This window comes from Streptomyces sp. NPDC001843 (assembly GCF_042891955.1).
Lineage (GTDB): Bacteria > Actinomycetota > Actinomycetes > Streptomycetales > Streptomycetaceae > Streptomyces.
Genome location: NZ_JBIATQ010000022.1, coordinates 21,292 through 43,802 on the forward strand (window position 1 = coordinate 21,292; position 22,511 = coordinate 43,802).

General features: G+C 71.7%; 23 protein-coding genes. 10 read left to right on the forward strand and 13 right to left on the reverse strand.

Features of this window, described 5'->3' with window-relative positions; genetic code table 11:
* Positions 1 to 31 precede the first annotated feature (31 nt).
* Genes ACFYZQ_RS36630 through ACFYZQ_RS36640 form a run of 3 tightly spaced genes read right to left on the reverse strand, consistent with a single transcriptional unit; the run spans position 32 to position 3,134 of the window.
* Positions 32 to 1,165 (reverse strand): Mrp/NBP35 family ATP-binding protein, encoded by a 1,134-nt coding sequence (locus tag ACFYZQ_RS36630; protein ID WP_389157666.1) that lies wholly within the window; start codon positions 1,163 to 1,165, stop codon positions 32 to 34.
* A 42-nt stretch (positions 1,166 to 1,207) separates the two neighbouring features.
* Entirely contained in the window at positions 1,208 to 1,831 is a 624-nt protein-coding gene (locus ACFYZQ_RS36635) for a DUF1003 domain-containing protein (RefSeq protein ID WP_389157669.1), read from the reverse strand.
* Complete coding sequence (locus tag ACFYZQ_RS36640) at positions 1,821 to 3,134, reverse strand: magnesium transporter MgtE N-terminal domain-containing protein (RefSeq protein WP_389157672.1); 1,314 nt, start codon at positions 3,132 to 3,134, stop codon at positions 1,821 to 1,823. Before ACFYZQ_RS36640 ends, ACFYZQ_RS36635 begins: the two co-directional genes overlap by 11 nt.
* Before the next feature lie 399 nt (positions 3,135 to 3,533).
* Between ACFYZQ_RS36640 and ACFYZQ_RS36645 the strand changes: the two genes are divergently transcribed.
* A complete protein-coding gene (locus tag ACFYZQ_RS36645; protein ID WP_389157674.1) occupies positions 3,534 to 4,280 on the forward strand; it encodes a hypothetical protein in 747 nt (248 codons plus the stop codon).
* Between the two features lie 255 nt (positions 4,281 to 4,535).
* Here ACFYZQ_RS36645 and ACFYZQ_RS36650 read toward each other — a convergent pair whose 3' ends face one another.
* Together ACFYZQ_RS36650 and ACFYZQ_RS36655 are read right to left on the reverse strand one after the other, a co-directional pair.
* Positions 4,536 to 5,054, reverse strand: a complete 519-nt coding sequence (locus ACFYZQ_RS36650; RefSeq protein WP_389157677.1) for a hypothetical protein — start codon at positions 5,052 to 5,054, stop codon at positions 4,536 to 4,538.
* Positions 5,055 to 5,171: 117 nt separating this feature from the next.
* Positions 5,172 to 6,290, reverse strand: a complete 1,119-nt coding sequence (locus ACFYZQ_RS36655) for a magnesium and cobalt transport protein CorA (RefSeq protein ID WP_389157679.1) — start codon at positions 6,288 to 6,290, stop codon at positions 5,172 to 5,174.
* Positions 6,291 to 6,770: 480 nt separating this feature from the next.
* Between ACFYZQ_RS36655 and ACFYZQ_RS36660 the strand changes: the two genes are divergently transcribed.
* Positions 6,771 to 7,355 (forward strand): suppressor of fused domain protein, encoded by a 585-nt coding sequence (locus ACFYZQ_RS36660; protein ID WP_389157682.1) that lies wholly within the window; start codon positions 6,771 to 6,773, stop codon positions 7,353 to 7,355.
* Between the two features lie 30 nt (positions 7,356 to 7,385).
* Here the strand turns inward: ACFYZQ_RS36660 and ACFYZQ_RS36665 are convergent, their stop codons facing one another.
* Positions 7,386 to 8,609 carry an MFS transporter gene (locus ACFYZQ_RS36665; RefSeq protein WP_389157685.1) on the reverse strand — a complete coding sequence of 408 codons (1,224 nt, stop codon included), beginning with the start codon at positions 8,607 to 8,609 and terminating at the stop codon, positions 7,386 to 7,388.
* Between the two features lie 156 nt (positions 8,610 to 8,765).
* Between ACFYZQ_RS36665 and ACFYZQ_RS36670 the strand changes: the two genes are divergently transcribed.
* From ACFYZQ_RS36670 to ACFYZQ_RS36680, 3 genes are all read left to right on the forward strand, one after another.
* Positions 8,766 to 9,407 carry a DUF6758 family protein gene (locus ACFYZQ_RS36670; protein WP_389157688.1) on the forward strand — a complete coding sequence of 214 codons (642 nt, stop codon included), beginning with the start codon at positions 8,766 to 8,768 and terminating at the stop codon, positions 9,405 to 9,407.
* Between the two features lie 109 nt (positions 9,408 to 9,516).
* A complete protein-coding gene (locus ACFYZQ_RS36675; protein WP_389157690.1) occupies positions 9,517 to 10,374 on the forward strand; it encodes a PHP domain-containing protein in 858 nt (285 codons plus the stop codon).
* 85 nt (positions 10,375 to 10,459) lie between these two features.
* Positions 10,460 to 11,065: a MarC family protein gene (locus ACFYZQ_RS36680; RefSeq protein WP_389157693.1), complete on the forward strand. Its 606-nt coding sequence runs from the start codon at positions 10,460 to 10,462 to the stop codon at positions 11,063 to 11,065.
* Positions 11,066 to 11,210: 145 nt separating this feature from the next.
* Here ACFYZQ_RS36680 and ACFYZQ_RS36685 read toward each other — a convergent pair whose 3' ends face one another.
* On the reverse strand, positions 11,211 to 11,363 hold the full coding sequence (locus ACFYZQ_RS36685; RefSeq protein WP_330337947.1) for a hypothetical protein: 153 nt from the start codon (positions 11,361 to 11,363) through the stop codon (positions 11,211 to 11,213).
* A 193-nt stretch (positions 11,364 to 11,556) separates the two neighbouring features.
* Between ACFYZQ_RS36685 and ACFYZQ_RS36690 the strand changes: the two genes are divergently transcribed.
* Positions 11,557 to 12,462: an NYN domain-containing protein gene (locus ACFYZQ_RS36690; RefSeq protein ID WP_389157839.1), complete on the forward strand. Its 906-nt coding sequence runs from the start codon at positions 11,557 to 11,559 to the stop codon at positions 12,460 to 12,462.
* On the opposite strand, the gene ACFYZQ_RS36695 is transcribed toward ACFYZQ_RS36690, so the two are convergent.
* Entirely contained in the window at positions 12,459 to 13,340 is an 882-nt protein-coding gene (locus ACFYZQ_RS36695; protein ID WP_389157696.1) for an alpha/beta fold hydrolase, read from the reverse strand. The two genes, ACFYZQ_RS36690 and ACFYZQ_RS36695, sit on opposite strands and share 4 nt — an antisense overlap.
* Positions 13,341 to 13,450: 110 nt before the next feature.
* On the reverse strand, positions 13,451 to 16,033 hold the full coding sequence (locus ACFYZQ_RS36700) for a DEAD/DEAH box helicase (RefSeq protein ID WP_389157699.1): 2,583 nt from the start codon (positions 16,031 to 16,033) through the stop codon (positions 13,451 to 13,453).
* A gap of 493 nt (positions 16,034 to 16,526) precedes the next feature.
* Here ACFYZQ_RS36700 and ACFYZQ_RS36705 point away from each other — a divergent pair, with 493 nt between their 5' ends.
* Positions 16,527 to 17,273 (forward strand): ferritin-like domain-containing protein, encoded by a 747-nt coding sequence (locus tag ACFYZQ_RS36705; protein ID WP_389157701.1) that lies wholly within the window; start codon positions 16,527 to 16,529, stop codon positions 17,271 to 17,273.
* Between the two features lie 251 nt (positions 17,274 to 17,524).
* Here the strand turns inward: ACFYZQ_RS36705 and ACFYZQ_RS36710 are convergent, their stop codons facing one another.
* The 4 genes from ACFYZQ_RS36710 to ACFYZQ_RS36725 all read right to left on the reverse strand — a co-directional run bounded on the left by ACFYZQ_RS36710 (position 17,525) and on the right by ACFYZQ_RS36725 (position 19,431).
* Positions 17,525 to 17,794, reverse strand: coding sequence for a hypothetical protein (locus tag ACFYZQ_RS36710; protein WP_389157704.1), 270 nt, complete (start codon positions 17,792 to 17,794; stop codon positions 17,525 to 17,527).
* A 195-nt stretch (positions 17,795 to 17,989) separates the two neighbouring features.
* Entirely contained in the window at positions 17,990 to 18,217 is a 228-nt protein-coding gene (locus ACFYZQ_RS36715; RefSeq protein ID WP_355936001.1) for a DUF3107 domain-containing protein, read from the reverse strand.
* A gap of 164 nt (positions 18,218 to 18,381) precedes the next feature.
* Positions 18,382 to 19,023, reverse strand: a complete 642-nt coding sequence (locus ACFYZQ_RS36720) for a TetR/AcrR family transcriptional regulator (protein WP_389157707.1) — start codon at positions 19,021 to 19,023, stop codon at positions 18,382 to 18,384.
* A gap of 180 nt (positions 19,024 to 19,203) precedes the next feature.
* Positions 19,204 to 19,431 carry a hypothetical protein gene (locus tag ACFYZQ_RS36725; RefSeq protein ID WP_389157710.1) on the reverse strand — a complete coding sequence of 76 codons (228 nt, stop codon included), beginning with the start codon at positions 19,429 to 19,431 and terminating at the stop codon, positions 19,204 to 19,206.
* 208 nt (positions 19,432 to 19,639) lie between these two features.
* Here ACFYZQ_RS36725 and ACFYZQ_RS36730 point away from each other — a divergent pair, with 208 nt between their 5' ends.
* The 3 genes from ACFYZQ_RS36730 to ACFYZQ_RS36740 are packed head-to-tail and all read left to right on the forward strand — an operon-like array spanning position 19,640 to position 22,457.
* Positions 19,640 to 20,704, forward strand: a complete 1,065-nt coding sequence (locus tag ACFYZQ_RS36730; protein ID WP_389157713.1) for an alpha/beta fold hydrolase — start codon at positions 19,640 to 19,642, stop codon at positions 20,702 to 20,704.
* A gap of 8 nt (positions 20,705 to 20,712) precedes the next feature.
* On the forward strand, positions 20,713 to 22,305 hold the full coding sequence (locus ACFYZQ_RS36735) for a DUF3152 domain-containing protein (protein WP_389157716.1): 1,593 nt from the start codon (positions 20,713 to 20,715) through the stop codon (positions 22,303 to 22,305).
* A gap of 56 nt (positions 22,306 to 22,361) precedes the next feature.
* Positions 22,362 to 22,457, forward strand: a complete 96-nt coding sequence (locus ACFYZQ_RS36740; RefSeq protein WP_338058722.1) for an Ms4533A family Cys-rich leader peptide — start codon at positions 22,362 to 22,364, stop codon at positions 22,455 to 22,457.
* The last annotated feature ends 54 nt before the right edge of the window (positions 22,458 to 22,511 follow it).

Below are 22,511 nucleotides of genomic sequence, written 5' to 3' on the forward strand. Positions count from 1 at the left end.
TTGTGCCGTCGGGCGGCTGCGGGTCGTTGCCTCAGAACTTGTTCTTCGGGGTGATCCCCAGCGACAGCCCCGACAGCCCCCGCTGCCGGCCGCCCAGCTTGCCCGCGATGGCGCGCAGCGCGGAGCCCGCCGGGGAGTCCGGGTCGGTGAGGACGACCGGCTTGCCCTCGTCGCCGCCCTCGCGGAGGCGGACGTCGATGGGGATGTTGCCGAGGACCGGGACCGTCGCGCCCGTCGTCCGGGTGAGGCCGTCCGCGACGAGCTGGCCGCCGCCCGTGCCGAAGACGTCGACCATCTCGCCGCAGTGCGGGCAGGGCAGCCCGGACATGTTCTCGACGACACCGACGATCTTCTGGTGGGTCTGGACGGCGATGGAGCCCGCCCGCTCGGCCACCTCGGCCGCCGCCTGCTGAGGGGTCGTCACGACCAGGATCTCGGCGTTCGGGATCAGCTGGGCCACGGAGATGGCGATGTCGCCGGTGCCGGGCGGCAGGTCCAGGAGCAGGACGTCGAGGTCGCCCCAGTAGACGTCCGCGAGGAACTGCTGCAGGGCGCGGTGGAGCATCGGGCCGCGCCAGACGACCGGGGCGTTGCCCGGGGTGAACATGCCGATGGAGATGACCTTCACGCCGTTCGCGGACGGCGGCATGATCATGTTCTCGACCTGGGTGGGACGGCCGTCGGCGCCCAGCATGCGCGGCACCGAGTGGCCGTAGATGTCGGCGTCGACGACACCCACCTTCAGGCCGTCGGCCGCCATCGCCGCCGCCAGGTTCACCGTCACCGAGGACTTGCCGACGCCGCCCTTGCCGGAGGCGACCGCGTACACCCGGGTCAGGTTGCCGGGCTTGGCGAAGGGGACCTCGCGCTCGGCCTGGCCGCCGCGCAGGGCGTTCGCCAGTTCCTTGCGCTGCTCGTCGCTCATCACGTCGAGCGTGACGTCGACGTGGGTGACGCCCTCGACCCGGGAGACCGCGTCGGTGACGCGCTGCGTGATCGTCTCGCGCATCGGGCAGCCGGAGACCGTCAGGTACACGGTGACCGCGACCGTCCCGTCCGCGCCGATCTCCACCGATTTGACCATCCCCAGTTCGGTGATGGGGCGGTTGATCTCGGGGTCGTTCACCGTCGCCAGCGCCTCGCGCACCGCGTCTTCCGTAGCCATAGGACGATGGTACGGCGCCCCGAGGGGCCTTCGGGTAGCCCTTCACCGGTCGTCTGCGTCACGTCCCGGCGACCGTTCCGTCCGTTCTGCCGGAACTGCCGGGACCGTCGGAATCGTCATGTGGCCGTCGTGGTGCCGCCGCTCCTCCAGCTCCTTGACCAGGTCCTGGAGCTCGGAGCGGATCCAGTCGCGGGTGGCCACCTCGCCCAGGCCCATCCGCAGCGCGGCGATCTCACGGGTCAGGTACTCGGTGTCGGCGATGGACCGCTCGTTCTGCTTGCGGTCCTGTTCGAGGTTGACCCGGTCCCGGTCGTCCTGCCGGTTCTGCGCGAGCAGGATCAGCGGTGCCGCGTAGGAGGCCTGCAGCGACAGCATCAGGGTCAGGAAGATGAACGGGTAGTTGTCGAAGCGCAGGGCGGCGGGCGCGGCCACGTTCCACACCACCCACAGCACGATGACGACCGTCATCCAGACGATGAACCGGCCCGTGCCCAGGAACCGGGCGATCTTCTCCGACAGCCGGCCGAAGGCCTCCGGGTCCCACTCGGGCAGGAACCGGCGCCGGGGCGGGCGCGGCTGGTCCAGGCGCGGTGCGCGCGGCCGGGTGGTGGCCGTGGCTCCCGCCGGGGTGCGCTCGCGGGTGGCGCTCTCACGCTCAGGAGCCATGGACACCAGCCCCCTCGTCCGCCGCCGTGCCTTCCGTCTCTTCCTCGTCCAGGTGGAACTCCGTCTCCCGCCAGTCCTCGGGCAGCATGTGGTCCAGTACGTCGTCCACGGTGACCGCCCCCAGCAGCGCCCCGGACTCGTCCACGACGGGTGCCGCGACCATGTCGTACGTGGCGAAGAACCCGGCGACGACGGGCAGCGCGGCGTCCGGGTCGAGCGGTTGCAGATCGTCGTCGACGAGCGAGCTGACCAGCGTGTACGGGGGGTCGCGCAGCAGGCGCTGGAAGTGGACCGTGCCGAGGTACTTGCCGGTCGGCGTCTCGTCGGGCGGGCGGCAGACGTAGACCTGGGCGGCGAGGGCGGGGGACAGGTCGGGGTTGCGGACCCGGGCGAGGGCGTCGGCGACGGTGGCGTCCGGCCGCAGCACGATCGGCTCGGTGGTCATCAGACCGCCCGCGGTGTGCTCCTCGTACGCCATCAGACGCCGCATGTCGGCCGCGTCCCCGGGCTGCATCAGGCTCAGCAGCCGCTCCTTGTCCTCCTCGGGCAGCTCGGCGAGCAGGTCGGCCGCGTCGTCGGGGTCCATGGCCTCCAGGACGTCCGCCGCGCGCTCCTCCTTCAGCTTGCCGAGGATCTCGATCTGGTCGTCCTCCGGGAGCTCCTCGAGGACGTCGGCGAGCCGGTCGTCGTCGAGGGCGGCGGCGACCTCGGCACGCCGCTTGGCGGAGAGGTGGTGCAGCACGTTGGCCAGGTCGGCGGGGCGCAACTGCTCGAAGGTGGCGAGCAGGCTCTCGGCGCCCTGCCCGTGCTCCTCCAACGAGAACCCGGTCACGGCGGACCACTCGACGGTCAGGGTCTCCCCCTTGGCCCGGCGGAAGGCGCTGCCCTTCCTGCCCCGGCGCACGAAGACCCGGTCGATCTCCCAGTCCCGGCGGGCCGGCAGCTGCTGCACCGACAGGTCCAGCACGGTCACCTCCTCACCGGCCTCGACCAGGGTGACGCGCCGGTCGAGCAGCTCCCCGAAGACCAGACGCTCGGTGGGCCGCTGCTCGAAACGGCGCACGTTGAGCACCCCGGTGGTGATGACCTGTCCGGACTCGATGCCGGTCACCCGGGTCATGGGCAGGAAGATACGGCGCCGGGTGGCCAGTTCGACGACCAGGCCGAGCAGCCTCGGGGGGCGTCGTCCGACGCGCAGCATCACGACCAGGTCGCGGACGCGGCCCACCTGGTCGCCGGTCGGGTCGAAGACGGGGACACCGGCGAGGTGCGAGACGAAGATCCGGGGGGCGCCGGCTGCCATGGTTGCGCTTCCTTTTCTTACGGCGTGCTTCGGGCTGTTGCGCTAGGGGGTGTCCTGTGGATCAGGCCGATACGGACCGGCGGTGCCTGGAATGGCTGGGCCGAGCGGGGTCTGGTGCGTGCAGCTGCAAGGCGGAGGAGGGCGCCAACGCGGAGCGTTGGCAACCGACGACAACACGGCAGATGTGCGTGCCAGACCCCGCGACCTCGGCATGATCCACAGGACACCCCCTAGATGCGCTCCTTTTCCGAATTGCCCGCTCGGGTGGGCTTCAGGCTAGCCCGTCCCGATGGCGGGTGCGCCGGCGGACGGTCCGGACGGACCGGCTCCGCCCGCGGTCCGGCGCCCCGGTACGCTGCCGTACGCCGCTCAGGACCCGTCAGAAAGGCAGCCCCACCTGTGACTGCGATTGCCCAGGGCCGTACCCGCCGGGCCGCGCTGGTGAGCGCGACGTGCGCACTGGTCATGACAGGGGCGGCGCTCGCGGGGTGCAGCAGCGAGGATCCGGACGCGGGCACCAACGGGGTGGGGAAGCTCGGCCCGGACCGGATCCAGTCCCAGGCGCTGACGGCGGCCAGGTCCGCGGGGGCGGTACGGCTGTCGGGGACCGTGGTCACCAGCGGGCGCACGTACACGCTCGACATGCGGCTGAAGGACGACGGCGGCACCGGGTCGGTCACGTCGCAGGGGGCGGCCTTCCGGCTGCTGCGGGTCGGCAAGCAGCTGTATCTGAAGGCGAACGCGGATTTCTGGAACCACGCCGACGGCAGCGACGGCACCGCGGGCGCCGTGGGCAAGCTCGACGGCAAGTACGTCAGGGTGCCGACGCGCGACCCCGCGTACAAGAAGTTCAGCGGTTTCACGGACAAGGACCTCCTCCTCTCCGGACTGCTGGCCCTGCACGGCACGCTGGCGAAGGACGGGCGCTACGAGCAGTCCGGCGTCCGTACCGTCCGCATCACCGGCGACAAGGGCTCCGGCGGCACGCTGGACGTCTCCCTGGAGGGCAAGCCGTATCCGCTCCGCCTGGTCCGCGGCGGCGGAGCGGGGACGCTCCGCTTCTCGGACTGGGAGAAGGACTTCTCGGTCGCGCAACCGGCCAAGGGGGAGACGGTGGACTACGGCAGGCAGCTGCCGACGTCGTAGGGGGCGGGGGCCTGCCGTGGCCCTGCCGGGCGGGTGGCGGTCGGTTCGGCACCGCCGGACGCCGCCGTCGGGACTGATCGCCGTCGCGGCGGACTTTCCCGGGCCGGTGGCCGTGGCCGTTTGCCGGGCCTGTTCGACCGCCGGTCGGAACTTCCGTCGGCCAGCACTGTCCGACCGCCGGTCGGAAAACTCCCGCCGCGACGCCGCTCGGTCACCACGGTGGTCGCCGGCGATGCCGAACCGTGCCCCGCCCCGCTACTTGCCCTTGCGTCGCCGCGAGAGCAGCCGCGGCAACCCCGCCGGGATCGGCCGACGCGTCGTCGCGGGCGTCGGCACCGGCGGCTCGGCCAGGCTGCCCGAGGGCAACGGCACCGACGTCCCCGCCGGAACCAGGCGGAGCACCCGGCACTCGCTGAGCCAGCGCCGCGTCATCGCCTCGCCGTCCGGTGCGTTCAGCCGCTTGCCCTTCAGCTCGGCGACCGCCGCCTCCCACGCCTCGGAGCCGGGCGCGAGCTCGCACACGGTGGCCGTCCAGGTGACCAGCCGGCCGCCCTTGTCCTTGCTGCGCACGGTGACCTCGGCCGAGCCGCCGTCGGTCAGGCCGGGCAGCGGCTGCTCCCCGGGCCCGTCGCCGACCAGGCACACGGCACCCTCGTGCCACACGTGCCACAGCGCACGCGCGGCAGGGGAGCCGGCGCCCTTGACCCAGATGAGGCCGGACTTCTTCGTGGCCTCCTCGACGAGGGCCCGGTCGAGCAGCTCCGCGCTTGTCATGCGCCCAGCCTATCCATGCGGTGCCTAGACTAGGGGGTGTCTTGTGGATCATGCCGGGGTCGCGGGGTGACTGGAAGGCGCCGTCGGTCCAGACCGGCCTGATCCACAAGACACTCCCTACAGCCAGCCGTTGCGCTTCAGGGTGCGGTGGATGCCGAGGCAGATGACCACCGTGATGCCCATGATCACCGGGTAGCCGTACTTCCAGTGCAGCTCGGGCATGTACCTGAAGTTCATGCCGTACACCCCGCACACCATCGTCGGCACGGCGATGATCGCGGCCCAGGCCGTGATCTTCCGCATGTCCTCGTTCTGTGCGACGGACGCCTGCGCGAGGTTGGCCTGCAGGATGGAGTTCAGCAGCTCGTCGAAGCCCAGCACCTGCTCCTGGACCCGGGCGAGGTGGTCGGCGACGTCCCGGAAGTACTTCTGGATGTCGGGGTCGATCAGCCGCATCGGACGCTCGCTCAGCAGCTGCAGGGGCCGCAGCAGCGGCGACACCGCGCGCTTGAACTCCAGTACCTCGCGCTTGAGTTGGTAGATCCGGGCCGAGTCCACACCGCGTGACACCCCGCCCTTGCGGCCGGGCGAGAAGACCTCGGTCTCCACCTCGTCGATGTCGTCCTGCACGGCGTCGGCCACCGCGATGTACCCGTCGACGACGTGGTCGGCGATGGCGTGCAGCACCGCCGAGGGGCCCTTGGCGAGCAACTCGGGGTCGTCCTGCAGCCGGTGCCGCAGGGCCCGCAGCGAGCCCTGGCCGCCGTGCCGGACGGTGATGAAGAAGTCCCGGCCGGTGAAGCACATGACCTCGCCGGTCTCCACGACCTCGCTGTCGCCGGTGAGCCGGTCGTGCTCGACGTAGTGGATGGTCTTGAAGACGGTGAAGAGCGAGTCGTCGTAGCGCTCCAGCTTGGGCCGCTGGTGCGCCTGCACGGCGTCCTCGACGGCCAGCGGGTGCAGCCCGAACTCGGCGGCGATTCCGGCGAATTCGGCCTCGGTCGGCTCGTGCAGCCCGATCCACACGAAGCCCCCGTCGCGCCGCACCTGGCGCATCGCCTCCTGCGGCGTCGGCGACTTGCCGAAGTCCACGCGGGAACCGTCGCGGTAGACGGCGCAGTCGACGACGGCCGACGGCGTGGCGGGGTCACGGGTGGTGTCGTACACGCCGGCGTCCTTGCGCAGCGAGACGCGGGAGGGGCGGACGACGGCACGCAGATCGCGGATCATCGACATGGGCAGGCTCCTTCGCGGGCGAGCAACGAAAGACCGCCGGCGGCGAGTGGAACTACCCGGAATGAGGACGTTTTCACCGCGGATGTTTGGCACGTCCACAAAGCGGGGAGCACCGCACCGTCGCGGTGGCGTCTTCGCTACTGATGCAGAACTGATGGAGATCAGGCAGATCAGGCAAAGCGAATGAAGTGCTCTTCCGAACGACGGCCGAACGACGACCGAACGACGACGCGAACGTGAAGGCGGCAGCCAGCCAGAAACAGAATCAGCAGCCGGAAGAGCGAGTGGTACTGCACGGTCGACTTCGATCCATGACAGCCCCACCTCCTCCGGCCGGTCCCTCGTAAGGGAGTCTCGTCGGCGTCGGGACCCGATAGCCACGCTTCTGCGTGCTGCCCCGAACCACCGGCTCAGAGTATCAGCCGCCCGAAGTGTCAAGGCGCCGCTTTGCCCGCTGCTGACGAGTTCTATGCTCACCGCATGGTTGATGTTCTTCCTCTGGTCGAGGCACGGTTGAGCACCGCGCTGGGTGAACCGGACGCGCGCGCCGCGGTCACCTTTCTCGGCACGGACCGCATCGAGGTCCTCCGCTTCCAGGAGGGGGACGTCGTCCGCTACGCCACGCTGGGCATGTCCGCGCACCCCATGACGGACCCCACGGCGATGCTCGCCGACCCCGTGAAGGGCCCCCGCGCCGAGCTGGTCCTGTCGGTGCGCGCAGGTCTGGCGGAAACCGACAAGGTGCTCCGCCCGCTGGCCGTGCTCGGCGCGTCCCCGCAGGTGGAGGGCGTGGTGGTGGCCCCGGGCGCCTCGCTGGACGTGGGTGAGCCGCTGTGGCCCGGCGCCCCGTTCACCTCGGTGCTGGTCGGCGAGCCGGGCGGTCTGGTCGAGGACCTGCGGCTCGACGACCCCATGGACCCGGTGCGGTTCCTGCCCCTGCTGCCGATGACCCCGAACGAGGCCGCCTGGAAGCGGGTGCACGGCGCGCAGGCCCTCCAGGAGCGCTGGCTGACGAACGGGACGGACCTGAGGGATCCTTCCCGCAGGTCCGTCCCGCTGGAGTGAGCAAGCTCACCAAGCCCCTTCGGTGGGCGGTCAGTTGGCGAAGACGGTGACGCTGTCCTCGGTGGCGTGCCGCGGCTCCAGTTCCTCTGCTTCGTGAGTGAGGGCGTGGCGCCGCACGAGGACGACCAGCGCGGCCAGCACCGCGGTGACCGCCGCGGCCACGAACGGGATGTGGATGTCGGTCCACTCCTCGATCTTCGGCGCGAAGTAGGGCGCCGCCGCGGCCGCGAACCACCGCACGAAGTTGTAGCCCGCGCTCGCCACCGGGCGCGGCGCGTCCGACACGCCGAGGGCCAGCTCGGTGTAGACCGTGTTGTTCAGGCCGATGAAGGCGCCGGACAGGATCGTGCAGACGATGGCGGCGGTGTGGCCGCCGTAGCCGAGGACGAGCACGTCCACCGCGAGCAGCACCAGCGAGCCGCCGAGCACCTTGAGCGAGCCGAACCGCTCCTGCAGGCGCGGTGCCACGAGCACCGAGAAGACGGCGAGCAGCAGGCCCCAGGCGAAGAACACCGCGCCCGAACGGTACGGGGTCATGTTCAGCACGAACGGCGTGAAGGCCAGCACGGTGAAGAACGTGTAGTTGTAGAAGAAGGCCGAGGCCGCCGCCGTGGCCAGGCCGCCGTGGCCGAGCGCCTTGAGCGGATCGAGGAGCGAGGTCTTCCGGGCGGGCTTCGGCTGCTCCTTCAGGAACGCCGTGATGCACAGGAAGCCGATCGCCATCAGCGCGGCCGTGCCGAAGAAGGGGTAGCGCCAGCTGGCGTTGCCGAGGGCCGCGCCCAGCAGCGGGCCGCAGGCCATGCCGAGGCCCAGGGCGGACTCGTACAGCAGGATCGCGGCGGCGCTGCCGCCGGCCGCCGCGCCGACGATGACCGCGAGGGCCGTCGACACGAACAGGGCGTTGCCCAGTCCCCAGCCGGCCCGGAACCCGACGAGCTCGGCGACCGAGCCCGACGTGCCGGCGAGGGCCGCGAAGACCACCACGAAGGCCAGGCCGAGCAGCAGGGTCCTGCGGCCGCCGATGCGGCTGGAGACGAAGCCGGTGAGCAGCATCGCCGCGGCGGTGATCAGGAAGTACGAGGTGAAGAGCAGGGAGACCTGGCCGGCGGTGGCGTTCAGACCCTGGGCGATGGACGGCAGGATCGGGTCGACCAGACCGATCCCCATGAAGGCGACGACGGACGCGCCGGCCGTCGCCCAGACCGCCTTGGGCTGCCGCAGGAGCCCGCCGGCTCCCGCATCGAGGGTGTCCATGCCTTTCTCTCCCATCCAGATAGTTGGTATTTACACATAGTAGGTTAGGGTTGCTAATTAATGCAAGCTGCATCTAACTCTTGCCGGTCAGGTGATTCGCGCCGGACGGGTGATCGTCCTTGACGTGAGGCAACAGGGGTAGGACCGTGGAGCCCTATGAGGGGCGAACCCAGTTGCCCGAAGTGTGGTGGCCGGGTCAGGGCTCCCGGTCTCTTCGCCGATGCCTGGCAGTGCGATGTGCACGGGGCGGTGTACCCCCTGCAGCCCGTGATCCCGCCCAGCGTCGAGGCCCTCGGTGTGGTCGTGCGCCGTACTCAGGTGCCGGTGTGGATGCCGTGGCCGCTGCCGGTCGGCTGGCTGTTCACGGGTGTGCGGTATGCGGGTGACGACCGCAGCGGTGGCCGTGCCGCCGCCGTGGCCTGCTCCGGACCAGGCCCCCTCGGCGGCGTCGGTGAGCTGATCCTGGTGGCCGAGGAGCTCGGCGTCGGTCTCGGCGCGCGCTACGCGGGCATCGACGCCCCCGACCCGGGGCCGTACATGAACGTCGAGAAGCCGCCCCAGGCCAAGGTCCTCGCGGCCGGCCGCCCGACCCCGCTCTGGCACGTCTACCGCACCCCCGACGACCGCGCCGTCTTCGCGGGCGAGGCGCTCGGGCTGTGGCTGTGGGCGGTGGTGTGGCCGGAGACGACCGGACTGCTGATGTACGACGAACTGGTGCTGACGGATCTGCGGGACGCCGGGGCGGAGCTGGACCTGGTGCCGTGCGGGGCGCTGTCCCCGCGACTGCTGGAACCCTGAACGCCGGCTGTAGGGGGCGCAGCGGGGCTGCGGGTGTGACAGGGCGACCGTTCGGTGCCGCTATCCTTAGGTGTCCCCTTCCGAACCGCCCCCGCCTGGAGCCCGCGTCGTGCGCATCGATCTGCACTGCCACTCCACGGCCTCCGACGGTACGGACACCCCGGCCGAACTGGTGGGGAACGCCGCCGCGGCCGGCCTGGACGTCGTCGCGCTGACCGACCACGACACCACCCGAGGCCACGCCGAGGCGATCGCCGCGCTGCCCGCGGGCCTCACCCTGGTCACCGGTGCCGAGCTGTCCTGCCGGGTCGACGACATCTCCATGCACCTGCTGGCCTACCTCTTCGACCCCGAGGAGCCCGCCCTGCTGGCCGAGCGCGAGCTGGTCCGGGACGACCGGGTGCCCCGGGCCAAGGGCATGATCGCCAAGCTGAACGAGCTGGGCGTGCCGGTCACCTGGGAGCAGGTCGAGCGCATCGCCGGGAACGGCTCGGTCGGACGCCCGCACGTCGCCTCCGCGCTCGTCGAGCTGGGTGTCGTGCCCACGGTGAGCGACGCGTTCACCGACCAGTGGCTGGCCGACGGCGGCCGGGCGTTCGTGGAGAAGCACGAGACCGACCCCTTCGAGGCGATCCGCCTGGTCAAGGGCGCGGGCGGAGTCTGCGTCTTCGCCCACCCGGCCGCCGCCAAGCGGGGCCGCACGGTGCCCGAGGCCCGGATCGCCGACATGGCCGCGGCCGGCCTCGACGGCATCGAGGTCGACCACATGGACCACGACACCGACGCCCGGGCGCGGCTGCGCGGGCTGGCGAAGGAACTGGGGCTGCTGGTCACGGGATCGTCGGACTACCACGGCAGCCGCAAGACGGTGGCGCTGGGCGAGTACACGACGGACCCCGAGGTGTACGGGGAGATCACGCGACGTGCCACGGGGGCGTTCCCGGTGCCGGGCACCGGCGGAGCCTGAGCTCGGCCCGCCCCTTCACGTTCGCCTCCCTTTTCCCTTTCTCCTTCCCGCTTCCCCCTCTTCCAGCAAGGCCTGTTCCTCACCCATGTTCGACATCGCCGTCTTCGGCTCCCTGTTCCTGACCCTTTTTGTCATCATGGATCCCCCCGGGATCACCCCGATCTTCCTGGCCCTGACCGCCGGACGCCCCGCCAAGGTGCAGAAGCGGATGGCCTTCCAGGCGGTCTGTGTGGCCGGCGGAGTCATCGCCGTGTTCGGTGTCCTGGGCCACCAGATCCTGAACTACCTGCACGTCTCCGTTCCCGCGCTGATGATCGCGGGCGGGCTGCTGCTCCTGCTGATCGCGCTGGACCTGCTCACCGGCAAGACGGACGAGCCCAAGCAGACGAAGGACGTCAACGTCGCCCTCGTACCGCTGGGCATGCCGCTGCTGGCGGGCCCCGGGGCCATCGTGTCCGTGATCCTGGCCGTGCAGAAGGCCGGCGGTGTCGCCGCCCAGGTGTCCGTGTGGTCCGCGATACTCGCGATCCATGTCGTGCTGTGGCTGGTGATGCGCTACTCGCTGCTGATCATCCGGGTCATCAAGGACGGCGGCGTGGTCCTGGTGACGCGGCTCGCGGGCATGATGCTGTCCGCGATCGCGGTGCAGCAGATCATCAACGGCGTCACGCAGGTGATCAAGGGCGCCTGAGCCGCTCGTACGGCCACCGATGCGCAGAGCCCCCCTACGGCAGCGTTGCCGTAGGGGGGCTCTGAAGCTTCTGCGGTGATCCGCGTCTGTCGTTCTGCGTCTGATGCTCGGCGTCTGGTGTTCTGCGTCTGGTGTTCTGCGTCTGTTATGAGGCCGGGGTCTCGGCCGGTCGGATCCACAGTCGCTGCCCGATGGCGGCGGCCTGCTGCACGATCCGGTTGACGGAGGCGGCGTCCACGACGGTGCTGTCCACGGTGGTGCCGTCGACCTCGTCGAGTCGCATGATCTCGAAGCGCATGGCTTCTCCCTTCGTCTGGTCATCCTCCTGCGGAGAACTACTGGTGTCGTCGTGACATACGTATTCAACGAGCTGCGTGTTACAAACATTCCCTACGCTAAAGAAATTTTTCGAACGGCTAACTACTGACCGGTAGGGCCGGTTCACGAGACTGACCGGGACCGGTTGTGTTCGCAGCGTGACCGCCGGGACAATGGAGTCGATGAACGACGACCTCGCGGCCCTGCGCTCCCGCATCGACCGCACGAACGAACTGCTCCAGCGCATGCTGCTCGAAGTGGCGAAGACGCCCTCGACCCATGCGATCTTCGTCGACGCGGGCTACCTCTACGCTGCCGCGGGTCGGCTGGTGGCCGGGACCGAGGACCGTCGCGCCTTCGACCTCGACGCCGAGGGCCTGATCGACGCGCTGATCGACCGCGCCCGCAGCATCTTCGCGGACAGCCGGCTGCTGCGCGTCTACTGGTACGACGGCGCCCGGCGCCGCATCCACACCGCCGAGCAGCAGTCCATCGCCGAACTGCCCGACGTCAAGGTGCGCCTGGGCAACCTCAACGCCAACAACCAGCAGAAGGGCGTCGACTCACTCATCCGTTCCGACCTGGAGTCCCTCGCCCGGCACCGGGCGATCAGTGACGCCGCCCTCCTCGGCGGCGACGAGGACCTGGTGTCGGCCGTGGAGGCGGCGCAGGGGTACGGCGCCCGCGTCCACCTCTGGGGCATCGAGGCCCCCGAGGGCCGCAACCAGGCCGAACCGCTGCTCTGGGAGGTCGACAGCCAGCGCACCTTCGACCTCGAGTTCTGCAAGCCGTACGTGTCCCGGCGCACCGCCCTCGCCTACGACGCGTCGGCCGCTGCCCGGCCCACCCGCGACGACGTCCGGTTCACCGGCGCCCAGATCGCGGCGAAGTGGCTCGCCGCCCGGGGCCGGGACGCCCTGGTCGAGCTGCTGCCCGGCCACCCCTACCTGCCCGGCTCCGTGGACCAGGACCTCCTCGTCGAGGCCGAGGGCATCCTCCAGTACTCCCTGCGCGGCCAGGCAGAGCTGCGCCGCGCCCTGCGGGACGGCTTCTGGGAGCACCTGCGGACGCAGTACTAGGCAAGGGAGCCGGACCCGTCCCAGAAGCCGGCGATCGCACGGGCCGTCGCGAGCGGCTGGTCGGTGTTGGGCGAGTGTTCCGCGCCCTCGATGACCGTGCGGTGGGCGCCGAGCCGTGCGGCCATCTCGTCCAGGAGCGGCACCGGCCAGGTGTCGTCGACCGCGCCGGACAGCACATGGCAGGGCAGCGGCACGGCGGCCAGTTCGGCGACCCGGTCCGGTTCGGTGCACAACTGGCGCCCGGTGGCGATGAGCTGGGCGGGCTTGTTGCCAAGCCAGCGCCGCCGCAGGTCCGCCCGGTCGTCGAGACCGCCGTCGAGCTCGCCGGCATCGGTCCCCTCGGGCAGCTCCATCGCCTGGATCGCGTCCCACACCTGAGCCATCGTCATCACGGTCAGCGCGTCCCGCAGCAGCTTCACGCGCTGCTGCTGGCCGGCGGAGATCTGTGCCGGCCCCGACGCCATCAGGGTGAGCGAACGGAAGGGGGAGTGGTCGGCGAGGACGGCCGCGCGGGAGATCTGACCGCCCAGGGAGTGCCCCAGCAGGTGCACCGGCGTACCGAGCGCCTCGGCCTGTGCCAGCACGTCCCGCGCCAACTCCTCCTGTGCGTAGGCGGACTCCTCGTGCTCCGGGCCGTCGGACTCGAACTGGCCGCGGCCGTCGACGGCGACGGTCCGGTACCCGCGCTCCGCGAGCGGCACCTGCAGCGGGTTGAAGTCCTCCTTGCTGCCGGTGAACCCGGGAACCAGCAGCGCGACCCCCTTGGGCTCGACACCGGCGACCACGGGCATGTCGACGACGGCGAACTCACCGCGGGCGGTGCGCAGCGCGTACGCGCGGGCGCCAGGAGGCGGGGCGAAGGTGGGCGGCTGGCTCATGCGCAGAGGCTATCGGGAGCGGTAGAAGGGCGGTACGCCGACGGCCCGGTCCCACACGAGGTGGGCCGGGCCGTCGGTCACTGCGTCGCTTGCCTCTCCGCGGGGCCGGGTCAGGCTTCCGGCGCCTCCACGGCCGCCGCCGCCTTACGGGTCCGGCGGGGCTTCGGCTCCGTGACCTCGGCCGTGTCGACCGCCGCCTCGGCCGTCTTGCGCGTACGGCGGCGCGGCTTGACCGCCGGCTCCTCGCTCGCCTGCGCCGGGATCTCGGCCACGGCCGCGGTCTTACGGGTGCGGCGTGCCGTGGGCTTGGCCTCGGCTTCGGCTTCGGCGGGTGCCTCGGGGGTGGTCGCCGCGGTCTTGCGGGTGCGGCGTGCCGTCGGCTTGGCTTCCGTTGCCTCGGCCGTGTCGACCGCTGCCTCGGCGGCCTTGCGGGTGCGGCGGCGCGGCTTGGCCTCGGTGGCTTCGGCCGTGTCGACCACGGTTTCGGGGGCGGTTGCCGCGGTCTTGCGGGTGCGGCGCGGCTTGGCTTCCGTGGCCTCGGCCGTGTCGACCGCTGCCTCGGTGGTGGCCGCCGTCTTGCGGGTGCGGCGTGCCGTGGGCTTGGCCTCGGCTTCGGCGGGTGCCTCGGGGGCGGTTGCCGCGGTCTTGCGGGTGCGGCGCGGCTTGGCTTCCGTGGCCTCGGCCGTGTCGACCGCTGCCTCGGCGGTGGCTGCCGTCTTGCGGGTGCGGCGTGCCGTGGGCTTGGCCTCGGCTTCGGCGGGTGCCTCGGGGGTGGTCGCCGCGGTCTTGCGGGTGCGGCGTGGCTTGGCTTCCGTGGCCTCGGCCGTGTCGACCGCTGCCTCGGCGGCCTTGCGGGTGCGGCGGCGCGGCTTGGCCTCGGTGGCTTCGGCGGTGTCGACCGTGGGCTCGGCGGCGGCTGCCGTCTTGCGGGTGCGGCGTGCCGTGGGCTTGGTCTCGGTGGCCTCGGCGGTGTCGACCGCTGCCTCGGCGGCGGCCGCCGTCTTGCGGGTGCGGCGGCGCGGCTTCTCCTCCGGCGTCTCCACGACGGGGGTCACCGCGGCCTCGACCGTGGGCGTCTCCTCGGCCGGTGCCACGACCGGTTCCGCCGACTTGCGGGTGCGGCGGCGGCGCGGCTTCTCGGCGGCGTCGGCAGTGGCCTCGCCCTCCGCCGTCGCAACGGCGGCCTCAGCGGCTGGGGCGGCCTCGGTCACCGGCGTCTCGACGGCCGGTGCCGCCTCCGCCGGAGCCCCGCCGCGGGTACGGCGACGGCGGCGCAGCGTACGCGGAGCGGTCGTCTCCTCCGCCGTGACCGCCTCGGCGGCCGGCGACGCCGACTCGACCGGAGCCGCGCCGGGCGCGGACTCCAGCGCGGCGCCACCGCGCGTGCGGCGGCGGCGGCGCGGCGTACGCGCCGGACGCTCGCGCTCGGCCGTGCGGGCCTGGCCGTCACGGGCGTCACCGCGACCGTTCCGCCCACCGCGGCCACGTCCACCGCGGCCGCCGGTCTCGCCCAGGTCCTCCAGCTCCTCCGCGTCCAGCCCGGCGCGCGTACGCTCCGAGCGCGGCAGGGTGCCCTTGGTGCCTTCGGGGATACCGAGGTCCGAGAACAGGTGCGGAGAGCTGGAGTACGTCTCCACCGGGTCGGGAAAGCCCAGCTCCAGGGCCTTGTTGATCAACTGCCAGCGCGGGATGTCGTCCCAGTCGACGAACGTGATCGCCGTGCCCTTCGCGCCCGCGCGGCCCGTCCGGCCGATGCGGTGCAGGTACGTCTTCTCGTCCTCGGGGGACTGGTAGTTGATGACGTGGGTGACGCCCTCGACGTCGATGCCGCGCGCGGCGACGTCGGTGCAGACGAGGACGTCCACCTTGCCGTTGCGGAAGGCGCGCAGCGCCTGCTCGCGGGCGCCCTGGCCGAGGTCGCCGTGGACCGCGCCGGAGGCGAACCCGCGGTGCTGCAGCTGCTCGGCGATGTCGGCCGCCGTGCGCTTGGTGCGGCAGAAGATCATCGCCAGTCCGCGGCCCTCGGCCTGCAGGATGCGGGCGACCATCTCCGGCTTGTCCATGGAGTGCGCGCGGTAGACGAACTGCTTGGTGTTCGCGACGGTCGCACCCGTGTCGTCCGGCGCGGTGGCGCGGATGTGGGTGGGCTGGGACATGTAGCGGCGCGCGAGGCCGATGACCGCGCCCGGCATGGTGGCCGAGAAGAGCATGGTCTGGCGCTTGACCGGGAGCATGTTGATGATCTTCTCGACGTCGGGCAGGAAGCCCAGGTCGAGCATCTCGTCGGCCTCGTCGAGGACCAGGCTCTTGATGTGCTTCAGGTCGAGCTTGCGCTGCCCGGCCAGGTCCAGCAGCCGGCCCGGGGTGCCGACGACCACGTCGACGCCCTTCTTGAGGGCCTCCACCTGGGGCTCGTAGGCCCGGCCGCCGTAGATCGCGGTGACGCGCACGTTGCGCACCTTGCCCGCGGTCAGCAGGTCGTTGGTGACCTGGGTGCACAGCTCGCGCGTGGGGACGACGACGAGCGCCTGCGGGGCGTCGGTGAGCGCCTCGGGCCGGGCGCGGCCGGCCTCGACGTCGGCGGGGACGGTCACGCGCTCGAGGAGCGGAAGGCCGAAGCCCAGCGTCTTGCCGGTGCCGGTCTTGGCCTGGCCGATGACGTCCGTGCCCGAGAGGGCCACGGGGAGCGTCATCTCCTGGATGGGGAAGGGAGTGGTGATGCCGACGGCCTCCAGGGCCTCGGCGGTCTCGGGAAGGATTCCGAGTTCTCGAAACGTCGTAGTCAGCGTGCTGCCTCTTCTGTGTGTGTGCGGCGCGAGGCGAGCGCGGGGGTCGTGTCGGACCGTGCCGGGGACGTCGGCTGCCGTACGGGCGAACCGCCATGGGCAAGCCGTGGCACGGGACCTCTGCCGACGCTCTAGCGCTCGAACCGCTTGAGGGTCCCTCCGGTTGTCGTAAGCGTCGAGCTGTACGGCCGGGAGGGCTGTCGGGTCGGAGCCGATCGGGCCACCGACCGGGCATCCTCATGCGTGCGGCCTGTCGAGGTACGTCGAGAAAGGTCGGCGTATCCAGCAGGCGCAATACCACCATACCCCGGATTCGCGCACATGCGATGGCCGATTCGGTCACGTCGTCGTCGTCACACTGGTTGACCAGGGGCTTCCTACGGGCGGCGAGCGGGTTATTGTGCGCTTCATGACGAGCTCTGACAAGCCTGACAACGCCACCGCCGAACACACCGGGGTCGCCGCCCAGGACTGGGCCAAGGCCTCCGCCGACCCGCAGTACCGCGCCGCGGTCGTGGACCTGCTCGGCGCGCTCGCCTACGGAGAGCTCGCGGCGTTCGAGCGGCTCGCGGAGGACGCCAAGCTGGCGCCCACCCTGGAGGACAAGGCGGAGCTGGCGAAGATGGCATCGGCGGAGTTCCACCACTTCGAGCGGCTGCGGGACCGGCTCACGGAGATCGGCGCGGAGCCGACCCCGGCCATGGAGCCGTTCGTCGCGGCACTGGACGGCTTCCACAAGCAGACCGCGCCCTCGGACTGGCTGGAGGGCCTGGTCAAGGCGTACGTCGGCGACTCGATCGCCAGCGACTTCTACCGCGAGGTCGCGGCCCGCCTCGACTCCGACACCCGTGAGCTGGTGCTGGCCGTCCTCGACGACACCGGGCACGCCGGCTTCGCGGTGGAGAAGGTGCGCGCCGCGATCGACGCGGACCCGCGCGTCGGCGGCCGCCTCGCCCTGTGGGCGAGGCGTCTGATGGGCGAGGCCCTGTCGCAGTCCCAGCGGGTCGTCGCCGACCGGGACGCGCTGTCCACGATGCTGGTCGGCGGCGTCGCGGACGGCTTCGACCTCGCCGAGGTCGGCAAGATGTTCTCCCGCATCACCGAGGGCCACACCAAGCGGATGGCGGCCCTGGGCCTGGCGGCCTAGGGCCTGTCCGGCGGATCACGTCGCAGACGCGCGGCTTGGCACGCCCTCCCCCACTCTCGGCTTCGCTCGAGCGGGGGGACCCCCATCGCGTCGACGCCCTCCTCCGCCTTGCAGCTGGACGCACCAAGCCCCGCTCACCAGCACCGATGAGGCACTGCCCGTTTCCTGCGACCTGATCCGCAGGACAGGCCCAGCCCTTCGTCGGGCGCGGTCCCGGCCGTGCCGGTGGCCGCGCCCCCGCCGGTCGCCGGCTACGCCGGCGCCGATCGTCGGCGCAGGCGGCCCGCCGGGCGCAGCAGCAGCGAGAGCGAGGCCGCGGAGACGACCGCCGCACCGAGCAGGCTCGGCAGGACGGTGCCGGTGCCCAGCGCGCTGTGCGTGACGAAGTCACCGAAGAGGGCTCCGGCGACGCCCGTGCCGAACACCAGGGCGCGGGCCGGCAGCCGGTGCGCCAGTCGGTGCGCCGCGGCCCAGGCGAGTCCCAGACCGATCAGGGCGGAGCCGAGAGCTTCCAAGATCATGACGGGGGTCCCTCCCACACGGCCGGCTGCGCTTCACGGTCGTAGCCCGTCATACCCGTGACCTGCGGAATGCAATCCTCGCTGTGTGCGTCCTGTGCAGGCTTCGTGGGTCCGTGCGCGGACATGATGAAGGGCCCGGCGGCGACCGGCCACCGGGCCCTTCACACTGCGCTCAGGGCGTCTCCCGCGTACGGACTACAGCGGGCCGAAACCCACCTTGCGGACCGTCGGCTCGCCGAGCTCCACGTACGCGAGACGGTCCGCCGGGACCAGGACCTTGCGGCCCTTCTCGTCCTCGAGGCTCAGCAGCTGCGTCTTCCCGGCCAGCGCCTCGGCCACCACGCGCTCGACCTCCTCCGCGCTCTGACCGCTCTCCAGAACGATCTCGCGGGGCGCGTGCTGCACGCCGATCTTGACCTCCACGGCTATGTCCCTCCGACGGTCAGTGAGTGCGCGACCTTCCGCGCCGTACCCAGCACACATTAGCCCGGTGAGGGGACCCGCATGCTCCGGGCGAGAACGCCAGGAGCGAACAGCACGCGGGAACAAACGCCCCGAAGCGTGTGATGCCGCGGAGGCACGTGGTCCTAGTGGTGCTCGATGCCGTGCAGCGGGAAGCCCGCGATGCCCCGCCAGGCCAGCGAGGTCAGCAGCTGCACCGCCTGATCGCGCGGGACGCTGCGGTCGCTGTGCAGCCAGGAGCGTGCCACCACCTGGGCGAGGCCGCCGAGACCGGAGGCCAGCAGCATCGACTCGGGCCGCGACAGGCCGGTGTCCTCGGCGATCACGTCGCAGATCGCCTCGGCACACTCGTTCGTGACCTTGTCGACGCGCTCGCGCACCGCGGGCTCGTTCGTCAGGTCCGACTCGAAGACCAGGCGGAAGGCGCCGCCGTCGTCCTCCACGTACGCGAAGTAGGCGTCCATCGTCGCCCGGACGCGCTGCTTGTTGTCGGACGTCGACGCCAGCGCGTTCCGCACGGCCTGGATCAGCGACTCGCAGTGCTGGTCCAGCAGGGCGAGATAGAGGTCGAGCTTGCCCGGGAAGTGCTGGTAGAGCACCGGCTTGCTGACCCCGGCGCGCTCGGCGATGTCGTCCATGGCGGCCGCGTGGTACCCCTGGGCCACGAAGACCTCCTGGGCGGCACCCAGGAGCTGGTTCCGGCGGGCACGGCGCGGCAGGCGAGTGCCCCGCGGGCGTGCCGCCTCTGTCTGCTCGATGGCTGTCACGCCGCCTCCAAAATCACGTCCACATGCGGTGTGCGCCGCGCGGCCATCGTACTTTTCGGTAACCGTGCTGTGCGCGGTGAGAGCGCAGAATTTCACGTACCGGACGCCGGCGAAAGACGTACGGACGCCCCTAAACAGGGCAGGTCGCCGTGGACCGGGGCGCCGATGGCCGGCCGCCGGTCAGCGGTAGTCGTCCTCGTCGAGGGTGACGACCCGTGCCTGTTCGACGAGGTCCGCCTCGTTCGCGCGGTCCGGGTCCACGCCGGTGAGGGGGTCGTCGTGGGCGGGGGCGATGTCCGCGTGCTGCTCGGCGGCGTCGCCCTCGGGGGCCTCGACGTCGATCTCCGTGAGGCCGTTCTCGGCCTCGTGATCCTCGAAGGTCTCGGGATCGGTGGGGTCATAGGCCATGGTGGGCTCCCTTCCTCGAACGTCCCTGGAATCAGCAGGGGCCACATGCGGGTGCCCTGTGTAAGAGCGTAGGAGACACCCGATGTGGGCGCTATGCCGTGTGCCGCCGATCGTTGTGCGGCTCACCAGTGACTGACCGGGGAGGAACGTTCCACTCTGTGACGGCGAACACATGAACCACTACGTGATCGTCTCGTAACATTGCCGCATGTCTTCGACCGAATTGCCGTCCGTCCCGGCCGCGAGCGTCCTTCCGAGGGTGTCGCCCGTCAGGGTCGCGGAGGGCGAGCGGCTCAGGTCGGTAAGACTGCCGGGGGTCACGCTGACCGTCCGGTCACGGCCGCCCGCGCGCGAGGGGCTGCCGCCCGCGCTGTACGTCCACGGGCTCGGCGGTTCCTCGCAGAACTGGTCGGCCCTGATGCTCGAGCTCGACGGCGTCCTCGACGGCGAGGCGGTCGACCTCCCGGGCTTCGGGGACTCCCCGCCACCGGACGACGGCGACTACTCCGTCACCGCGCACGCGCGCGCGGTGATCCGCCATCTCGACGCGGCCGGGCGCGGTCCCGTCCACCTCTTCGGCAACTCCCTGGGCGGCGCGGTCGCCACGCGCGTGGCCGCCGTCCGGCCCGATCTCGTACGGACCCTCACCCTGGTCTCGCCCGCCCTCCCCGAACTGCGTGTGCAGCGGACCGCGGTGCCGACCGGGCTGCTGGGCGTGCCCGGCGTCGCCGCGCTCTTCACCCGGTTCACCAAGGAGTGGACGGCCGAGCAGCGCGTCCGCGGCGTCATGGCCCTGTGCTACGGGGACCCCGGGCGGGTGTCGCCCGAGGCGTTCCGGCACGCCGTGGAGGAGCTCGAGCGGCGGCTGCGGCTGCCGTACTTCTGGGACGCCATGACGCGCTCCGCGCGCGGCATCGTGAACGCCTACACGCTCGGCGGCCAGCACGGCCTGTGGCGCCAGGCCGAGCGGGTCCTCGCCCCGACGCTGCTGATCTACGGCGGCCGTGACCAGCTGGTCGGCTACCGCATGGCCCAGAAGGCGGCCCGTGCCTTCCGTGACTCCCGTCTGCTGTCCCTGCCGGACGCCGGGCACGTGGCGATGATGGAGTACCCGGAGACGGTGGGCGCGGCGGTCCGGGAACTCCTCGCCGAGGTCGGGGACCTGGGGCCGGTTCGGGGTGCTGCCGCGGGCTCGGGCCCGGGCTCGGGAGCCGCGGGCGCCACCGGTGCGGATGCCGGGGGCGACAGCGCCGTCACGGGTACGGGGGGCTGAGGGGCGACGTGGGACGCCACAGCCGCCGCGGGAAGGCGCCCGACGCCGACTCCGCGGAGACAACCGCACAGACCGCCGCCGGGAGTGACACCGGGCCCGGCCCGGCGCCGGACCGACACCAGCCGGGCGCGGCCCGGCCGGCGACGCCGGGGGCCCGGCCGGACACCGCCCCCGTGCCGCTGCCGGGACAACGCCGGGCCCCGCTGAGCGGGGGACCGGCATACCGAGGGCCGCGGGTACCCGAGGGCACACCCGCGAAGGGGGCTCCGCGACTCTCCGACGGCACGCCTGCCCGTGGTGTGCAGCGTCCACCGGATGGCACGCCCGCCCGTGGTGTGCCGCGTACCCGGGGTGGCGGGCCCGCTCAGGGTGCGCCGCGCGCGGCCGACGGCACTCCGGCGAAGGGGACTTCGCGGCCGGCCGACGGCACGCCCGCCCGTGGTGTGCCGCGTCTGCCGGACGGCACCGAGGCCGGTGGTGTGTCGCGGGTTCCCGGCGGTGCCGTCGGCCACAGTGGCCCCCAGGCCCGTGGCGGTCACCCCGAGCAGCGGGAACCCGGCGGTGGCTGGGGCGAGTTCCGGGGCCGGGCCGTGCGTCCCGGCGCGGCCGGGACCGGGACCGGCGTGCCGGGACAAGGGGGTCCGGGCGGGCCCCGGAAGGAGTATCTGGACGCCTTCGACGAGGACGGCGGCGTCTTCGCGCCCCGGCCGGGAGTCGGCAGGCAGCGCGCCGATTCGTACGTCCCCGCCCCCGGGACCGCCGACGCGGACGACGTCGCACCGCCGACCGGTGAGCCCAAGCAGGCGAAGGGAGCCAAGGGTCGGACGTTCGCCGGCATCGCGGCGGCCGCCGTCACCACCGTGCTCGCGGTGATCGTGGCCGGGCAGGTCACCCACGGCCAGGACGGCACCGCCGCACGGTCCGGGGCCGCCACCGACCAAGCCCCCGGCACCGGCGACTCCGCCTCGCAGGGAACCTCCGCGGCTCCGGGCGTGGCGACGCTGACGTATGCGCAGAAGATGAGCGAGAAGTACCCGCTGAGCGCCACCCTGAAAGGCCCGGGGAAGTTCGACGCGGTCCCCGGCGCGGACAAGGCCCCCGGCAAGGGGCGGAAGTACACCTACCGCGTCGACATCGAGCAGGGACTCGGCCTGGACGGCGAACTCTTCGCCGAGGCCGTGCAGAAAACCCTCAACGACGACCGCAGTTGGGCCCACGCAGGCGCCCGCACCTTCGAGCGCGTCGGCTCCGGCAAGGCCGACTTCGTGATCACGCTCGCCAGCCCCGGGACCACCGCCGAGTGGTGCGCCAAGTCGGGTCTGGACACCACCGAGGACAACGTGTCCTGCGACTCGGCCGCCACCGAGCGCGTGATGATCAACGCCTACCGCTGGGCGCAGGGCTCGAAGACATACGGCGACAAAATCCACCCCTACCGTCAGATGCTCATCAACCACGAGGTCGGCCACCGGCTCGGCTACGGCCACGTCACCTGCGACAAGGACGGTGAACTGGCCCCGGTGATGCAGCAGCAGACCAAGTTCCTGAACCACGACGGGATCCACTGCCTGCCCAATCCCTGGCCGTACCCGAAGAGTTGACAGAGAGCGCTTGCGTCACATTGACACGCGCCGAAAGTTCGTTCATATTTCTGCGCATGTGGTCTAGTCATGCCGTCGACAGCAGCGCCGCCATCGAGCTGGCGCTCATCGGCGTGACCGCGCTCTGCGTGGCCGACATCCACTGTCGCTGACGCCGCCTCCTGGCGTTCGCGTCGCGACGTTCCCTCACCTCTCCGTGACCTGGT

What these genes read in the sequence shown, in the direction of transcription:
- ACFYZQ_RS36690 (WP_389157839.1), top strand. Translation starts at nt 11,557, where the DNA reads ATGGAGTCGATGAACGACGACCTCGCGGCCCTGCGCTCCCGCATCGAC.
- ACFYZQ_RS36665 (WP_389157685.1), bottom strand. Translation starts at nt 8,609, where the DNA reads ATGGACACCCTCGATGCGGGAGCCGGCGGGCTCCTGCGGCAGCCCAAG.
- ACFYZQ_RS36710 (WP_389157704.1), bottom strand. Translation starts at nt 17,794, where the DNA reads ATGATCTTGGAAGCTCTCGGCTCCGCCCTGATCGGTCTGGGACTCGCC.
- ACFYZQ_RS36630 (WP_389157666.1), bottom strand. Translation starts at nt 1,165, where the DNA reads ATGGCTACGGAAGACGCGGTGCGCGAGGCGCTGGCGACGGTGAACGAC.
- ACFYZQ_RS36650 (WP_389157677.1), bottom strand. Translation starts at nt 5,054, where the DNA reads ATGACAAGCGCGGAGCTGCTCGACCGGGCCCTCGTCGAGGAGGCCACG.
- ACFYZQ_RS36730 (WP_389157713.1), top strand. Translation starts at nt 19,640, where the DNA reads ATGTCTTCGACCGAATTGCCGTCCGTCCCGGCCGCGAGCGTCCTTCCG.
- ACFYZQ_RS36695 (WP_389157696.1), bottom strand. Translation starts at nt 13,340, where the DNA reads ATGAGCCAGCCGCCCACCTTCGCCCCGCCTCCTGGCGCCCGCGCGTAC.
- ACFYZQ_RS36680 (WP_389157693.1), top strand. Translation starts at nt 10,460, where the DNA reads ATGTTCGACATCGCCGTCTTCGGCTCCCTGTTCCTGACCCTTTTTGTC.
- ACFYZQ_RS36670 (WP_389157688.1), top strand. Translation starts at nt 8,766, where the DNA reads ATGAGGGGCGAACCCAGTTGCCCGAAGTGTGGTGGCCGGGTCAGGGCT.
- ACFYZQ_RS36740 (WP_338058722.1), top strand. Translation starts at nt 22,362, where the DNA reads ATGTGGTCTAGTCATGCCGTCGACAGCAGCGCCGCCATCGAGCTGGCG.
- ACFYZQ_RS36635 (WP_389157669.1), bottom strand. Translation starts at nt 1,831, where the DNA reads ATGGCTCCTGAGCGTGAGAGCGCCACCCGCGAGCGCACCCCGGCGGGA.
- ACFYZQ_RS36640 (WP_389157672.1), bottom strand. Translation starts at nt 3,134, where the DNA reads ATGGCAGCCGGCGCCCCCCGGATCTTCGTCTCGCACCTCGCCGGTGTC.
- ACFYZQ_RS36655 (WP_389157679.1), bottom strand. Translation starts at nt 6,290, where the DNA reads ATGTCGATGATCCGCGATCTGCGTGCCGTCGTCCGCCCCTCCCGCGTC.
- ACFYZQ_RS36725 (WP_389157710.1), bottom strand. Translation starts at nt 19,431, where the DNA reads ATGGCCTATGACCCCACCGATCCCGAGACCTTCGAGGATCACGAGGCC.
- ACFYZQ_RS36700 (WP_389157699.1), bottom strand. Translation starts at nt 16,033, where the DNA reads ATGACGCTCCCCGTGGCCCTCTCGGGCACGGACGTCATCGGCCAGGCC.
- ACFYZQ_RS36685 (WP_330337947.1), bottom strand. Translation starts at nt 11,363, where the DNA reads ATGCGCTTCGAGATCATGCGACTCGACGAGGTCGACGGCACCACCGTG.
- ACFYZQ_RS36660 (WP_389157682.1), top strand. Translation starts at nt 6,771, where the DNA reads ATGGTTGATGTTCTTCCTCTGGTCGAGGCACGGTTGAGCACCGCGCTG.